The sequence below is a fragment of the Rhizobium sp. 2YAF20 genome (assembly GCF_052114685.1).
GTDB lineage: Bacteria > Pseudomonadota > Alphaproteobacteria > Rhizobiales > Rhizobiaceae > Rhizobium.
The window spans coordinates 1-14,545 of sequence record NZ_JBFRFF010000009.1; the positions used below are offsets into that span (position 1 = coordinate 1).

Consider the following 14,545-nt stretch of genomic DNA (forward strand, 5'->3'; position numbering starts at 1 on the left):
ACTGGTGGCCAGCCGACTTCGGAAGAAGTGCTGCAATAGGCTCAACTGTCATTGTTTACGTCTCTATTCCGGTTGAGAATTTAATTGACTGTAATTTTGGTGATCTCGAGATCGCGTGCGATCTGCCAGCAGTTGCGCCTATCCCCCGGCTTGTCGATTTCAGTGTTGGACGGTGGCACTATGCAGCCTTTTGAAATTTGTGCCGCGTCCCCCAAGATCGAACACAAATTTGACTGGTCGCCTCGATCAGAACGCCCGTCATCTGCCACTGGGCACTTCTACCTTCAAGCAGAGAGCGTGGACAATGACCGCCCAGGCGGATCGACCAAGTCTTGCGTCCGCTTCGTCGCTGCCGCCATGCGCATGCAGCGAAGACCTTGGCGTTGTCTCTCCAGGAAGCAAAAGCCGATGTCCGGCGTCTGCGTCGTAGACCAATTCGGTGTCTTTGCCGAACATCTGCCGTCGCTGAAGAATGGAACGTGCAAATGCCTCCGACTGCCAGAGCGCATCGCTCCCGCCAGCGATGAGAACGACTTTGGCGGCTATTTTCTCCACCGGGATGGTGGCGGCTGGAATGTAAGAGGCAAATCGTGTCAGGCAGTGTTCAAACAGTCCGCGATAGGAAACGAGGCCGTCCTTGTACTCCTTAACCCAGGAAGGATCGGCAGGCACGAAGGCGAGGGGCTCGCTCCTCCACGTCCAAGAGGACCGCTCTGGCCAGGCGATGCCGTCATGCCCCGGTCCGATATTGCCCCAAACGACGGAGGTCGGACTGATCGCAATGACCATTTCGACGCGGTCGTCACGGGCAGCGACAAGCAGGGCCGCTTCCGCGCCCTTGCATGTTCCGACGAATGCGATGTGCTTGCAGCCACGCTGGCGAAGTTCGTCGATGGCGCTGACGAAAGTCTCCAGCGGGACTTCACAGATTCCAGGAGTTTGATCTTCTCCGCCAAACCATCGCAGTGCCAGCGACGTGATGCCGAGGCTGGCGAAGAGGGAAGCACGCTGAACATCTGTGCGACCGCTTGATCCGCTGAGGACGACGATGCCCCATTCGTTCAAGCTGTCCGGCACCAGCAGAACGCCCTGTATCTCTCCGGTCAGGTTGATCTGTGAATAGGTTTTCACTGGTATTCTTCCGCCTTCCAACCATCGACCATCTTTGTCCCTTGCGGCGCTGATTTAAACTGGACCGCGCGTGAACGAGATAGTGAGCCTTCGATTGATCATTCTGTCGGAAACTCTAGATATTGTGGCAGGTCATCGGTGATTTCGTGCCAAGCAGCCTTGGAGGCAACGAAGATGTGCGCCGAAGGCTTGATCGTCGGTGCCTCGACGAGCGTGCCCATAGTGACGTGCGCCGTCGCACCGTTATTAACGATGGAATAGAGCAAGGAGCCGCAACGCATGCAATGAACATCATGCGCCTGTTCCGCGTCGCCATATATCGAAACTAGGTCCTGGCCGGATGCAATCCGTAGCTTGTCGCTCTCGATACCGGCAAAGGGTTTGAAGGCCGAGCCGGTCGCACGGCGACAGTTCGAGCAATGGCAATTCATTGCATAATTGAACGCGTCCCTGACTTCGTATTCCATGCCACCGCAGAGGCATCGACCCGTCAACATTCCCGATTCGTCATTCGCCATGTCCAGCCTCGTAATCTCGACGTAGTTGGCACACCGGTGATTGCCATGCCTTTCACGCTATGGTGGACGTCAGCATCATTCATATCTCGACTACGGATTTATGAGTAGTGACCAATCCAGCTTGATGACCGCAACGGGCCGCGACAAGCGGACATTGCTGTGACCCTTGCATCTGCACTACCTTTGATAGGATGCAGCGACGCGAGCGACGAGATCGCGCACTGGCAAATTTAAACCCTCCTTGGCAATCCAGGCCGTAGCACAAATGATCCGAGGCTTTCGTTGGCGAAGCTATGTCCATGGCGCTCCCTTTTAGACGAGATAGCCCTTGCGCGTCACCTTTCAATCGGCCTTTCGATGTTCTCTTATTGTTCTGTATCCGCACCAGCGCTAGATGCGCCTTCGATACCCCGTAGCGCTTCTTCCAGCAATCCGTCGCTCACGATATTCGACGCCGCGCAGCGTTACACCTATGACACCCCGGTCGGCGGAAACGGCAAAGCTCCAAATGCAAGATTTAGATTTGGCAGTCCTGCAAGAATTTCGAAAGCAAATTCGTGACACCGGCAGCAGTCGATTTCATGACCCTTCATCGCCGTATGCGGTGACCGTCGAGCCATCGAAGCATGGTCACCGGATCAGGGTCGACGACACTCGAAAGCGTTGATTTGGGCGAGAGGTCCTTAAGCGTGAACACCTACTCGCAAATCACTCGCCCATCGTCGACAACGGCCCGGCCTCCATTGCGATCCAGACTTTGGAAATGGTCATTGATGGTGGGCTGCCGCTGTAATAGCCTCATCTGAACTTGGGGGATCGATAATGGGTGAACGCCAAACTACTCTCGTGGTGTGGACATGGGTGATCACGACGTTAGGTTTCTTCGGGTTGATCGGATATCGGCTTTGGGAACAAGGCCCGGAATGGCTATGGCGTTCGTCTGAATCGCTGGCCGCGCTTGGCATCGTTTCTCTCTCATCCTACGTCGCGGGGATGTTCCACCAAACCGACGAGAGCAGAGAAAAAGACACTGCGAGGCGAGAGCAAGTTCATCAAGAAGCTATGGAAGCTATCCGCGCCCTGCTAGCAGAGCAGAAGATGCAGCTCCGCGAGGTTGAGAGCGCGTTGTATGATCTGACCCGGAAAGTCCGGAGTTAGGCCGACTTTTGATCCCACTGATCTCGGTCTGCATGCCGAGCTGACTCTGGAGAAAGCCGTCGATCTTGCCTGAAATACCTGCAACGGCAGTATTCAATTTGAGGATTTCAGTCATCAGGAAGTTTTGATCGATGGCCATGCAAGTCTCGTCAACGTTGTATATGATGCTGACGGTATCAGCGCACGCGGCGGTGCAAGATTCGAGGCTGGGGTGGGGATAAATGTTCTGGAAGAAGAAACCGAAGTCGACCGGACCGACTCTTCAAGAAGAAATCGCCGCGCATAAAGACGCTATCTATATGTCGGAAGATTTCGACGATGCATTTCCCGATCCTGCCGAGCATCCTGAAATGCACAAGCAACCAGTCAGCCTGGAAGCGATGGATTGCCGCAATATACAACCAGCCGACCGGCAATTATTCGAGAAGACAGTTTCAGTTGGAAATCTGTTGAATTACGCACTATCGCGCGGGTCCTGGCGGGTAATCGAAAGCGATACTCGTCTTATGGATGACTGGTCCGGCTATCGTTCCTACAGGGCAACCGGTCGACACTATAAGCTTTTTTACGGAAAGTTGCGAACAGGAGCACTAGTGATCAGCACAGATGCCGAAGGCGACGAAGACTCTCACGGCGTCCATCTAAGCCTGACTTTCAGGTTCCCGTTCCTTTACGAATTCGACGCCATTTACGACATGCTGCGAACGCTCATCTGGCAAATGAGCGATGGTACGGCGGAAGACATGCAGCGACGGGACTCATCGCTGACGATGAAGCTGCTGCGGACGCTGTGGGGCATCCAGCGCGACGAGATGTACGTCTTCTACTTCGATGAGACTGGACCCGCGACCGTGATGTTTGAGGCGCTGGCGCAACAGCAGAAACGTGATCGGCGCACGGATAATGCGATTTGATGTCGCTCAAGGATTCGTGCGAGAGCGGTGGTCAATTTGACCATTGGTGCCAGCAGCGCTGCAAATTCAAGCTGCTACAGAAATTGTAGACATCGAGTCCTTCAGAAATTGATTTGAAAAAAGACTCGACGAAAAAATCTGAGCGCTATTTTTTTATACAATATTTTTCTTTACGATATTTTTTTAAAAGATATTTTTAAGTCATTCGGATTCCTGTCAAGGGAAAAATCCTTTGACAGGACTCGTCTAATAATTAAAGGTAGTCTTACAAAATCTGTAGGGACCGGTGCTGGTAACACCGATCCCCTTGGCAGCAGCAACCGCTGTTACATCGGTTTTGCTTCATCAGAGCCGTGCCGAGAAATCGACACGGCTTCTTTCATTTCGTTCCAGGCGTGGACGACGTAGTATGCCGCCACCGTCAAGAACGCTGCTGCCAACCAAACCTTGAGGATCATGGTGACCTCCTTTCGTTTGTTGGCACGAACAGTAAGGCAGGCTCGCGCTGAATCTGCAAGTGCTCATATTTAACAATCCGTTTACGATACTCCCACGGGAACCGCCCGTAAATGATTGTAATCAAAAGCGTATTAACACATGAAAACGATGTGTCGTCTGTGGATAACGTGTGGAAAAAGCCGGGGAGAATTCGCTCTATTCACACAAATAACGGCCGTACATGAGCTGACAATGCCGAAAGTATAGCTCAGCTGCACGTTTTCGTTGACAGACTCAACTGTAGTGATTCGTTTCAATCTTCGGGCGGGGTGTAGTCAACGGACGTCTGGACCACAGCAAACGACACATCCGCCCCCCAGCCAACGACCAGCTCTTGCTCCTGATCATGGCTTTCGATCCGAATAGTCGACGTCCTGACGCGCGTACGGGACACCAACTCTTTACGAGCTTGATGTCCGATAAGTTGTTTCAAGGCGCTAACGGTCGAGGTCATGTCTCCGGAGCAAGGTCGATACCTTTTCGGACAAGGATGGGTTGAGTGGGAGCTGAAATCCTTCGAGTGATCAGGTCTTCGTATCTCAGCGGTTCGAAAAAAATCCAAGCTGTGTCGGAATCGCCTTCAAGCGAACGCTTGATCAGAGGATAGCCGTTTTGTACGGACAGCGGGTTCGTCATTCAAACTCTTGCACTCTGTATTCGAGAGTAGCGTAGCGAACCCGGCTGCAAGATTTGATGGTAACCGCCAAATATTTTCGGCATGAAAAAGCCGGGCTGCAAACCCGGCTTGAAGGATCAGATTTTAAGCAGCGTGCCGACTGGCGGCAACGGCCATAAGCCCATTTTGGCGTATTTATCGCGGAAGTATTTGCGTCGGCACTGGCGCTCGATAGCGCGGCGGGTCAGAGCGTCCGCTTGCTTGGCCCGAACTTCGGCGACACGAGCCTGCTGAAGCTCAATGTGTTTGTCGATATTGGCGAAGTAGTGTTCGAATGACTTCTTGAGTGCGAGGAGATTACGTTCGTGGGCGGACAATTTCTGCTTTGCAGGAACTTTCATTTGGTAGTTCTCAGTTGCGATAGGCAAATTGTGACTCGCAAAAGCAGTGGACGCAAGCTCAAAAATGCAGGGCTAACTCATTGAGCGCCCTCCATAATGTTGACTCTTTGTCGCATCGGCGACGTTCAGTGAGAGGAAGTGCTAAAATGGCGACTTCTCCGGGTGGAAGAACGCATTAAAAGGAGGATTTCCGACTTAGGGTGCTGATGGTGAATCGGTTTTCAAAATGTCCGATCCAGTGACCAGATGCGGCCTCCAATCCACCGCATCGCAGGGAAAGAGCCTGGGGCCTCTCGGCTCAAAAATTGGTTGTTGGTCGGGCGGCGCTGACGATTGTCCGGGCTTCCTCAAGGACATCCTCAAGATCAACGCTTTCCCCGCGATCCAGTTCATCAAGACCTTGAGCATCCAGGAGCACTTCGGCCTGCTCCACGTTGGAGAGACTTTTAAACCACGCCTGCATTTTGATATCAGCGATATCTATCGAACTCATCCCTTCACCTCGAACGTCAACGACACCGATCCATCATCACTCGTCATCTCTTCGTGGCTTAAGACCTCCAACTCGCGCACGTCGATCCGATGCGGTTGGTCATCGCCGCCACGTCGCAAAGTGTCAGCGAACACTACATACACCTGCGGTAGACCAGTGAGGTACGCGGCTACATCATCCATGCGAACAAGGAGGAACCGGTCCGAGATCGGGTTTTGGCAGATTATCTCGACGGGGCCGAAATCATTCCTGTATTCAGTCATGCTAACTCCTCCAATCCCATCGCCGACCTAATAGTGACAACCGTCCACTCAGGTCCCTCAAATAGGTTCGACAGTCTACACCGGCATACCCTGACGGTTTGACCATGGGCGTCGAGCCGATGCGATCTGTCAGCAAGGGAAATCGTTGAAAATTAACGGCTTCTCGCTTACGTAGAGCAGCACCCAGGGAGACCCGCATGGCTATCAAGGCATACATCATCGAGAACGGCAAATATCTGCGCACGGAGACGCTTCAGAATAACGATCCTAGCGAACAGGAGCTTATCGATATCCTTGGTGGTATTCCGAGCGATATGGCAGCCATTACCTTAGGCTCCGTAGGGAGAGTAGAGGTCAATTTCGTTGCGAGCCAGCCAAACTTTCGGCTTGTCATCGGCAAAGCACCCGGCAACTGGGGTGATCCAAAGGTGCGGCCCGATATTACGCTTCCGCCGGGGGTTGCTGAAAACCTGGCAGAGGCGGTCGAAAACCTTTGGAAGAAGTATGGCAGCGCGATGTAAACGAATCAGGTTCCGGACAAAACATTAGGCTTGGCTCATTGAGTGGCGTTCGCCCAGCGGTTGAATTTGGACTATGTAGCGAACACACGACTTCCGAGTCGGTAAAACGTGTAGTTGGGGGCATTATGAAAACGCGCGTAAAATTTTTAGCCGGTTCGACGATTGGTATTCTCACCGTACTTGGTTCTTGGACGGCCGCAGCTGCTAGTCCAGCTACGCTCCAGGGGCTGTTGGAAAACGTCTGCATGGCAACCCGGCTAGACGAAAAGGCGCTGGGATCGACCGTGAAGGTTGCCGGTAAAGTATTGCACCTGACGGTCAAGCCTCTTCCGGCCGAAATGCTGCCGGATATCAATCCCGATGCAACGTCGGGATGGTCTCTTGTCGATGGGGATCAGGCTTTCTTGGTTGTCTTTGCTCACAAGACGGTCGAAGCGATGGTCAGCAACAGCTGCACGGTTGCTTCAACGTCCGCTGACTATGAGGCGATTAAGACGTTTATCGAAAAGAAGTTCTCAGCCCAACAGTTCGTTGACCAACAACAAGGCAGCTCACGAATGACGGGTTACAAAGTCGATCTCGTTGGCTTCGACAAGCCTAATTACTTCATGAGTATTCAGCGTGTGGAGCCTGGCGAAGGCATGGATCAAGGCATGATCATGCTGTCTTTTTTTGATAATTCCGAATGAGCAACATCCCAGACAAAACATTCGGTTTGAAAACGTCCACAGACCTCTACCTCAAACTGCTCTACGACATCGAGCGGCTGCGATCTGCTGTCGGCACGAAATCCGTCCAGTATGCCGCATTCGATGCCGCAGTGACGGCGTCACACATCCTGGATTGGATATTGCATGAACTGGATGAGTCAGCCCATGTCCGCCTGACGGGCGTTGGGAAGGGCAAGAAGGGTGCGGTGGGTGGTTTCATCGACCGCAATGGCGGAATGCTTGGCGGACTTGCGTTCTGCCGTCAGATCGCAAACTCGGTGAAGCACGTTGTCATCACGATGGGGCCGGTCATGGAGAACATGTCGACCGGTGCGACGGTCAAGTTTGAACGAGACGGCGACCGCTTCACGAACGTTTATGCGCACGCCTATATCAAGATAGATGGTCAGAAATACCCGGTGATCGAGTTATTTCAGTCCATGGCCGAGCAATGGTTTCTGTTTATGGAGATCGAGGGTCTGTGGGTAGAGCAGCCACCTGAGGATTAAGCGGCTATCTCAAATTTCGCAAGAATTTGATGATTGAGCGCTTGGTCGATGGCCTCAACGAGCTTGTCGAAGTCCTTGTGAAGAAACCGGTCGACGTCGCCGCTGTCGACGGATGGGTACATCTCCCAATACGGCTCGTCGACCGCGCCAAGACGGCCGAGGGGGTCAAAATAAATACTGACGGATGCCGGACCTTTGGTCACTAGGAAACCAACCAATGCGCCGCCCCACGGTGGAAGGATCGTCAGTTCCCACCCTGCCTTCGGACGGAAGGACGACATCTGCCGCCACATATCCCAGTCTTCATCGGTCTCGATATGATATCGGCGGCGTTTGAGCGCGAAATCCTCCATCACAGCGAACTCCCAACAACCTTTGCGATCTCGTCCCGAACGACATCCCGCAGGAACTGATGCTCGCGGTAACTCATCGGCGAAACGAAGCGGCGTACCTGTTCGTGGATCGCACCAACGGCCTTGTTGACGGCTTCATCGATGATTGTTTTCCGAGCTTGAGCCCGTTCTCGGTCGTATTTTACTAGCCCAGCGCGGATCGCCGTACGCATGCCGATTTCTTGGGTTGGTTTCACTTTTTCAGCCAGAATGCCGAGTTCGCGAGACAGTCGCCCCATGATCATGTCGATAATCGGTTTGTCGGGGTCCTGGGGAGCGTCTTCGCCGAAACTCCCGGCCTCCATGGCACCGATCATGGCGGTAGCCCGCGCCTCTGAATACGATTGCTGCATCTTCTCAATCACGCCTGGCTCGTCGACATTGAGGCCAAGGTTACGAGCTAGTTTGATTTCTTTGCCAGCGACGGCCTCCACGAGTTCCTCAATCTCCTGGACGGTATAAGAGCGGCGTTTTGGCGTGGCCCAGTCGCAGGACGTCAGGTTCTCGAATTCACTTTGCGACATGGTAGCAGGGGCTTCGATGCCTCCGAATTTGAGGGTAACTGTAACTGTCTCATCGTTCTTCTGGACATCGCCGCCAACGACCGCAATCTCGCCTTCCAGCTCATCTACGGCAGACATCGCCCAGTCCAGGCCCGGAGCCGCGATGATGATCCGCTCGGCCTCAACCTTGCCCCGGCGTTCCTTTTCGGCGGCTTCGTGGGCTCCGACGGACTGTATGGTCAGCTCAATGCGACGCCACATCATCTGGTCAGATGATTGTCCGCCAAACTTGGCACGCGGTCTATCAAGCCATTCCAACACCTCGTCAAATGCGTCGTGCATGTCGTCAAGGGTCAGACCAAGACCTCCAAGCCAGAAGCGGGTTTCATCCGGCATGGAAAGCAGTTTCTCGTTATAAATGAGAGTGAACTCTGGTCCACCAACTGAAGCTGGGCGCAGCTGGAAATGGATATCAAACTTGTTTTCGGAAACGGAATAATCGCCAACGCGAATCTTTGAAGTGATCTTGGCCATGTCGACGCTCCCATACGTCTATGTTCTTGATATTATTGTTCGATGGGAAACGTTCTGCGTCAAATAGCCATTCTGTTGACAAAACCAGTGATTGCGCTCATCTGGAAGTAGGGCCAAAAATAATTGCAAGTGAGGGCGCGATTTTGTCGAAGACGGAGTTCGTTGCGACGCTGATCGGCTGGATCGCTGGGGGCATTTCAAGCGACATCGGGAAATTTTTACTCGGCGCTGTCGGTGCCCTTGGTATCGCTTGGGTGAACACCAGATTGGGCATCTGGAGAGATGAGCGGGCCGACAAGCGGAGACGAGAGGGCGCGACAGCTTATTCGGTGGCCCTGATCGAATCGACGTTAAGGCGATACGTGCGCGATTGCATGGCGGTCATGAATGACGATGGGGAGCCGGATACTCCTCAAGGGGATTATGAAGACTGGAAGGCATCAATTCCCGAGCCTAGCCTCGCTTATCCAGACAAGATCGACTGGACTTTGTTTGAACCTCAAACGATGTACCAAGCGCTTGCGATCCCAAACATCGAGCTTAGCATTAAAAAATCGGTCTCTTGGGCCTACGATCAGGCATCACCTCCGGATCGTCACGGCTTCATTGAGGAGCGTCAACGCAAATTCGCACAACTGGCTATATTCTCCGCCCGGGCTCAAGCCAATTTCCACAGACACCATCCCGCGCCCTACACATCCGATCAGGATGACGTTATCGAGGAGATATCCAAAAAGATGATCGCACTTGATAAAGCGGAGCAAAAACAGAAAAAGGAAAACGCAATGTGGATGGCTGCCTTTGAAAGACACGGCGAAGAAAGGGCGGCGCAGAATTCCGATGATGTCGGGGCACCGGCGGCTCGGCCAACCGGCGGCTCGTCGGATACTTGACGTTGTAGTTCTGGCAGCAATCATTATTTCGGACGGAACTTCAGCGTAGCCGGATCGCGATATAGCCCCATATGAACAACGACGTTGTCACGATCAGCGCGTGCCTGCGGTTCGTTGAGGGCCTGCCTGACTTCATCGACCGTAGGAACATGACGGACGCGCGGGCGGCGGTAAGGCACGAAGCTATCGACCAGGACTTTGCGAACTGCAAAGTACATGTTGCGGACGTTGCAGTTGGCGTCTTCGAAGTCGATGGATGAAGCGGTTCGGCCGTTTTTAGCCTGCCAATTCTGCCACTGCGCAGCCTTTTCACGGGCATATTCGAAGCTCATGGTCTCCGGGACTTCCGGAAGAGCCTGCAGAACTTCCCTCGCCGTCTCGAACATGAAGCTGAGTTTGTGGCTCATCTCGATTGCGATCTTCGTTGGGCTTAGGTTCATCTTGTGAAGATGAGAGATGTCAGCAAAATCCTTCCAGCGAGTTGCATCAGGGCGGAGGACGAGTACTGAAAGCTTGTCAGCGGCTTGGCCTTCGAACGGTTGGAAGTATGCTTCAAGGGGCTGCTGGTCTTTGAAGAACACGGAACTAAACACCTTCTGAACCTGAACCTCCTTCCCGCTCTGATCTTTTTTCGACGCTGGAAGGTGGCGCATGCCGCCAGTGATATCCAGGTGAGTGTTGATCCGAGTGCCGCCGCAGTCAGCTTCGACCGGGAAGCGCATGCCACCATCGCCGGAGATGATGAGGTCCTGTATCTTGCCGATCCTCGTGATCGTGATGCCCTTAGCTGCGAGCAGAGGTGCCATTAGACGAAGGCTTTGAAGAATTTCGGGCTCGGACACCTTGCGAGCGAAAGTGATGTCCAGATCACCGGTCTCGCGCGTTACCTGAGCATGCAGTAGCCCGCCCTTAACGAGGTGGCGAACCGGAAAGACCGTCGACAGACCGCGAGAGATTTCCTCGCAAAGGAAACGCTCGGTCGATTTGCGTGTGTCTAGTTCGTGAACTGATGATGCGGATTTGATGCGATCTATCGTGCGCTTGCCGATATCGAAGGTGGCGTCGTTGGCCATTGTGGCTTCTCCCAAAGCGTTGTTGGGAGAAGCGTGCGATCCGCCGATGCATTGAACGAATTGGGCGGCTGGCGGCCGAGGGAGTTACGGACCCCGGTTTGTGATCCACCAATTCCGACTGTCGAGAAGGTGTCGACCGAGATTGTCCAGGGCGTTAGTGTAAGCCGTCAGGTCGAAATCGAAGCTGACGGAAGTTGATGTAGTCATGACATCACCTCAAAAAAAGGCCCGGCAGCGATCTCTCGCGCCAGGGCCAAGGTAGCCGTCGGAAAACTTCGAAACCGATGGCAGGGAACCCCAAGTCTGAGTCCGGGCGGAACATGAGGCAAGCGGTCATTAGAGGTGGCCCGCTGATAGGCGGTTCTCGGCCGATGTCATCCGGCTTTCAAGTGCTGCTTTGTGGATTAATTTTTCCATCCAAATCCCCCTGATCCAGCGCCGTAGAAGATGATGTTGTAGGCACGGTCGAGTGCGTCCTTGACCTCAGTCAAATCGGGATGTTCAGGAGCCGTGATGGCAGCAAGCTTATCGAGCACACCCTTGAGGACTGCCTCGACTTCCTGCAGGCGGATCGCGACGTCAGTTGGTGCCGTCCGCGTGGATGTGAAAGTTGTCATGAGCGATGCCTCGCAACGCGCTGGCGGCGGTTACGGACGTCATCGAGAGCAACGCTTGCGGCGATGCGGGCAATCAAACCGCCGTTGCCTTTGACAGCTTCAGCTTCCGAGACGGAAAAGAGCCGGAGATTCGATTGGTACCTGTCTTGGAAGTCATCGCCTTGGGCAGGCGTCAGGGATGATAGATCGACGATGTGCATTGCGGTTCTCCGGGGACTGTTCGCCCATGGAAACCCGGACGGCCGAAATGACCAAACTCAAATCGACCGTTTGACCTGTACCGGTTGATCGACAAGCAGACGAGGCGGAAGCTGTCGTCGGTATTTCCGAGCGAGACGGACGGCGATCAGAGCAAAGGCCCAATGTCGGACAACAATCTCTGTCGGCCATTTTGCGAGACAGTTTCCCAGTTTCGTATCTGACTTTGAGAACCCCGCGTTGTTGGCTTCATGTGCTCTGTCGAGATCGAATGCCGCGATATACCGGACGGCTTCGTGGGCTCGCTGGAGAACCTCATCACTATGTGTCTGTTGATTTCGAGGTTGTTTTTGTGCGGAGTAATGGGGGGAGGAGCCACCTTGGTTCATAGATTGCAGCCTCTTTTCTGCAGCCAAGTTGCCGCAGGATTTTTGTGGCTCTCTTTCAGCCAAACTATACGCCGGTAGAGCAGCCTTCCGGAAGCTTTACCCGAGTAACCCATTTTACGAAGATGATCGACGGCATCGATGATGGCTTGGTCGAGAACAGCTTTCGCTCCGGTAACTGCCGTCTTGTTCTCAAGGGCGATCACCAGTCTCGACAAGGCAGCAGCTACGGCTGTGTCGAGTTCCTGAACTTCTGGTTCCCGTTTCATTGACAAGCGATCACGGTATCGCTGTTGGCGAAGTCGACCTTTCTCGTTTTTTCCTGTTGTTTTCCGTGGCACGCCCATCTCCCGCCGTCACTAAGGCACGTCACAACGGTATGAGTGATGGCTGCAAGGAACTAGGTTAAGGCTATTGGTTTTCGCCATGTATTCCGGATTCCAAATTTAGATTCGGTTCCGGGAATCGTTATTCCCGATTCCCATCCTATTTCTAACTTAAGGAGTATGTAGTTAGGGCTACGCAACCATACACCGTTCGAATCGCGAACGGTCAAGAAGGCAACGACGAAGCTTCCTTGATTGCCTTGGTGATCGTTGCTCTGGACACCCCGAATTTCTCACAGAGCTGCGTTGTCGACATGCCGTCTCCTCTTAACCGGGCAGCCTCGACACCAAGTCTCAATCTTTCATCTGCCCGTGTTTTATGGTCCGTCTTCTGGCCTTGGCTAACTCGCCAATCCTTCGACCGTTTTCGAGCCAGTTCCGAAAGCCGACCTTCATCACACAGACACCGTAGATCAGCCTGAACCATCTCGCCCGGTTCAATCTTCAACATGTCGATAATCCTGGCCGATGAATACCTATACCGAGGGTCGTATTCTTTACCGTTCCAAGTGACCTTCTCACCGGCAGCAGCGGCAGTCGCACGCTTGAAGGCAGCCGAAGTTCGTGCTGATGTTTCACTCTCCGACCATCCGGCGGCGCTCTGGGCCAGTGCGGTGATCTCCCTCACCATTGCTTCCGGAGGTGCCAACCATGTTAGCGCGACGGAAGCGATGAACAGCCACGCATCACGCTGACCTGACGGTATCGCCCCGTCAGCCCAGCGAAGATTGCGCAGCTTTCGAAGGTCCTGGAAACGAGTTGACCAAAGCGTTGCTTGGCTAAGCTGCCTGGCAGGCTTGACGATATCTTTGCCTTCAGCATTCCGGGTGGCTCTTTCGGCCCGTAGGATTTTGATCTCGGCCCTCGTGTGCGGGAGAAGACTATCAGCCAGATCGCCAAACGGGTACCGGTGCGGCGAAGAAGCGTCGCCATTGCTCCAGATCAGATGAACACGCTGGCTATGATTGACCTTCGAATTATTTGATCCGACCAGGCGGAAAACACGGGCAGCGTCGAGCGCATTCTGGTCGGCTCCAAAAGCAGTCAGAAGCTTAGCGGTATGACGTTGGGTCGCCGACCAAATCGGAAGCGCATTAACGCCCATTAGTTCATGCAGCCAAACGCACAGCAGGCCGCGACCGGTCGACAGTATGTAGGATGGCAACGGCTTTTTGGCAGCCATCAGGTGTTTCAGAACGGCATCCTTCACCGTCTCGGCGCTCTGTCCGGCATACTGGGACTTGTGATAGTCGAGGTCGGCATAGGCCGCTCCCAGTGCGACCAGTTCCACGATTGCTCGCTTACGCCCGAACGTCTGCTGGGACAGGAAAATATTGGAGACGTTCTTTCGTGAAAGGGCTTCGTTGGCAGCTTCGACGACTGAGCTTGTTGGCCGGTACCACTCTTCCCATTTGCCGTCCGAATGAAGCTGAGCGAACGCCACCCGGCCTGCGCGGCGTTTGCCGGAGATACTCGGATGAAGAGTTTGAACATGTTGAGTTGGTCCAAAGCCGTTGTCAGGAACCCAAATTTGTGGACTTGCTGGACCAAAGAGATCAAGGATATCGTCGATGGTCTTGTAGACCGCCGCGCTCAAAATTCACCACTTACTTGCTTGAAAATAGCAACGCCAACGAACATAATCAGATCACCCCAAAAAGAACCGAAGTGGAGAGATTGCCGTCTCTGTGAAGCTTCGGTTCTTTTAGCTTTGGCGTGCGTTAAGCTTGTTGCAAGTGGCCGATTCTATGCTTTCAGCCCAATCTGTTGACCGGACCTTAACTATCCTAGACGTTTGAAGCGAAAATAAATCTGCATTTGAAAATCTGTC

The 14,545-nt window shown here is 53.6% G+C and carries 19 protein-coding genes; 7 read left to right on the plus strand and 12 right to left on the minus strand.

All coding sequences use genetic code 11. From position 1 onward, the window contains the following. A partial coding sequence (locus AB4Z52_RS13585) for a hypothetical protein (RefSeq protein ID WP_442218450.1) occupies positions 1-194 on the plus strand: 194 nt, incomplete at its 5' end. A 64-nt stretch (positions 195-258) separates the two neighbouring features. On the opposite strand, the gene AB4Z52_RS13590 is transcribed toward AB4Z52_RS13585, so the two are convergent. After that, positions 259-1,131, minus strand: a complete 873-nt coding sequence (locus tag AB4Z52_RS13590; protein WP_442218451.1) for an acyl-CoA thioester hydrolase/BAAT C-terminal domain-containing protein — start codon at positions 1,129-1,131, stop codon at positions 259-261. 98 nt (positions 1,132-1,229) lie between these two features. After that, positions 1,230-1,649 (minus strand): GFA family protein, encoded by a 420-nt coding sequence (locus tag AB4Z52_RS13595; RefSeq protein ID WP_442218452.1) that lies wholly within the window; start codon positions 1,647-1,649, stop codon positions 1,230-1,232. 822 nt (positions 1,650-2,471) lie between these two features. On the opposite strand from AB4Z52_RS13595, the gene AB4Z52_RS13600 reads away from it, so the two are divergent. Then, positions 2,472-2,807 (plus strand): hypothetical protein, encoded by a 336-nt coding sequence (locus AB4Z52_RS13600; protein WP_442218453.1) that lies wholly within the window; start codon positions 2,472-2,474, stop codon positions 2,805-2,807. Positions 2,808-3,028: 221 nt separating this feature from the next. After that, complete coding sequence (locus AB4Z52_RS13605) at positions 3,029-3,721, plus strand: hypothetical protein (protein WP_442218454.1); 693 nt, start codon at positions 3,029-3,031, stop codon at positions 3,719-3,721. A 326-nt stretch (positions 3,722-4,047) separates the two neighbouring features. On the opposite strand, the gene AB4Z52_RS13610 is transcribed toward AB4Z52_RS13605, so the two are convergent. From AB4Z52_RS13610 to AB4Z52_RS13625, 4 genes are all read right to left on the minus strand, one after another. Next, entirely contained in the window at positions 4,048-4,179 is a 132-nt protein-coding gene (locus tag AB4Z52_RS13610) for a hypothetical protein (protein ID WP_442218455.1), read from the minus strand. Between the two features lie 793 nt (positions 4,180-4,972). Then, positions 4,973-5,236, minus strand: a complete 264-nt coding sequence (locus AB4Z52_RS13615) for a hypothetical protein (protein WP_442218456.1) — start codon at positions 5,234-5,236, stop codon at positions 4,973-4,975. Positions 5,237-5,534: 298 nt separating this feature from the next. Next, positions 5,535-5,729 carry a hypothetical protein gene (locus AB4Z52_RS13620; RefSeq protein WP_442218457.1) on the minus strand — a complete coding sequence of 65 codons (195 nt, stop codon included), beginning with the start codon at positions 5,727-5,729 and terminating at the stop codon, positions 5,535-5,537. After that, on the minus strand, positions 5,726-5,992 hold the full coding sequence (locus tag AB4Z52_RS13625; protein WP_442218458.1) for a hypothetical protein: 267 nt from the start codon (positions 5,990-5,992) through the stop codon (positions 5,726-5,728). Before AB4Z52_RS13625 ends, AB4Z52_RS13620 begins: the two co-directional genes overlap by 4 nt. Positions 5,993-6,189: 197 nt before the next feature. On the opposite strand from AB4Z52_RS13625, the gene AB4Z52_RS13630 reads away from it, so the two are divergent. The 3 genes from AB4Z52_RS13630 to AB4Z52_RS13640 all read left to right on the plus strand — a co-directional run bounded on the left by AB4Z52_RS13630 (position 6,190) and on the right by AB4Z52_RS13640 (position 7,732). Continuing rightward, on the plus strand, positions 6,190-6,513 hold the full coding sequence (locus tag AB4Z52_RS13630) for a hypothetical protein (RefSeq protein ID WP_442218459.1): 324 nt from the start codon (positions 6,190-6,192) through the stop codon (positions 6,511-6,513). A gap of 125 nt (positions 6,514-6,638) precedes the next feature. Beyond that, complete coding sequence (locus AB4Z52_RS13635; protein ID WP_442218460.1) at positions 6,639-7,202, plus strand: hypothetical protein; 564 nt, start codon at positions 6,639-6,641, stop codon at positions 7,200-7,202. After that, a complete protein-coding gene (locus AB4Z52_RS13640) occupies positions 7,199-7,732 on the plus strand; it encodes a hypothetical protein (protein WP_442218461.1) in 534 nt (177 codons plus the stop codon). Before AB4Z52_RS13635 ends, AB4Z52_RS13640 begins: the two co-directional genes overlap by 4 nt. Here AB4Z52_RS13640 and AB4Z52_RS13645 read toward each other — a convergent pair. Both AB4Z52_RS13645 and AB4Z52_RS13650 read right to left on the minus strand, forming a co-directional pair. Then, positions 7,729-8,088, minus strand: coding sequence for a hypothetical protein (locus AB4Z52_RS13645; RefSeq protein WP_442218462.1), 360 nt, complete (start codon positions 8,086-8,088; stop codon positions 7,729-7,731). The genes AB4Z52_RS13640 and AB4Z52_RS13645 overlap by 4 nt on opposite strands. Then, positions 8,085-9,161 (minus strand): hypothetical protein, encoded by a 1,077-nt coding sequence (locus AB4Z52_RS13650; protein ID WP_442218463.1) that lies wholly within the window; start codon positions 9,159-9,161, stop codon positions 8,085-8,087. Before AB4Z52_RS13650 ends, AB4Z52_RS13645 begins: the two co-directional genes overlap by 4 nt. A gap of 143 nt (positions 9,162-9,304) precedes the next feature. Here AB4Z52_RS13650 and AB4Z52_RS13655 point away from each other — a divergent pair, with 143 nt between their 5' ends. After that, positions 9,305-10,054 carry a hypothetical protein gene (locus AB4Z52_RS13655; protein WP_442218464.1) on the plus strand — a complete coding sequence of 250 codons (750 nt, stop codon included), beginning with the start codon at positions 9,305-9,307 and terminating at the stop codon, positions 10,052-10,054. A gap of 23 nt (positions 10,055-10,077) precedes the next feature. Here AB4Z52_RS13655 and AB4Z52_RS13660 read toward each other — a convergent pair whose 3' ends face one another. The 4 genes from AB4Z52_RS13660 to AB4Z52_RS13675 form a co-directional block, all read right to left on the minus strand. After that, a complete protein-coding gene (locus AB4Z52_RS13660; RefSeq protein WP_442218465.1) occupies positions 10,078-11,127 on the minus strand; it encodes a nucleotidyl transferase AbiEii/AbiGii toxin family protein in 1,050 nt (349 codons plus the stop codon). A 404-nt stretch (positions 11,128-11,531) separates the two neighbouring features. Beyond that, the gene (locus tag AB4Z52_RS13665) at positions 11,532-11,744 is read right to left on the minus strand and encodes a hypothetical protein (protein ID WP_442218466.1); all 213 of its coding nucleotides are present in this window, start codon (positions 11,742-11,744) and stop codon (positions 11,532-11,534) included. 583 nt (positions 11,745-12,327) lie between these two features. Then, positions 12,328-12,669 carry a hypothetical protein gene (locus AB4Z52_RS13670; RefSeq protein ID WP_442218467.1) on the minus strand — a complete coding sequence of 114 codons (342 nt, stop codon included), beginning with the start codon at positions 12,667-12,669 and terminating at the stop codon, positions 12,328-12,330. A 211-nt stretch (positions 12,670-12,880) separates the two neighbouring features. Further along, on the minus strand, positions 12,881-14,158 hold the full coding sequence (locus AB4Z52_RS13675; RefSeq protein WP_442218468.1) for a hypothetical protein: 1,278 nt from the start codon (positions 14,156-14,158) through the stop codon (positions 12,881-12,883). Positions 14,159-14,545 lie beyond the last annotated feature (387 nt).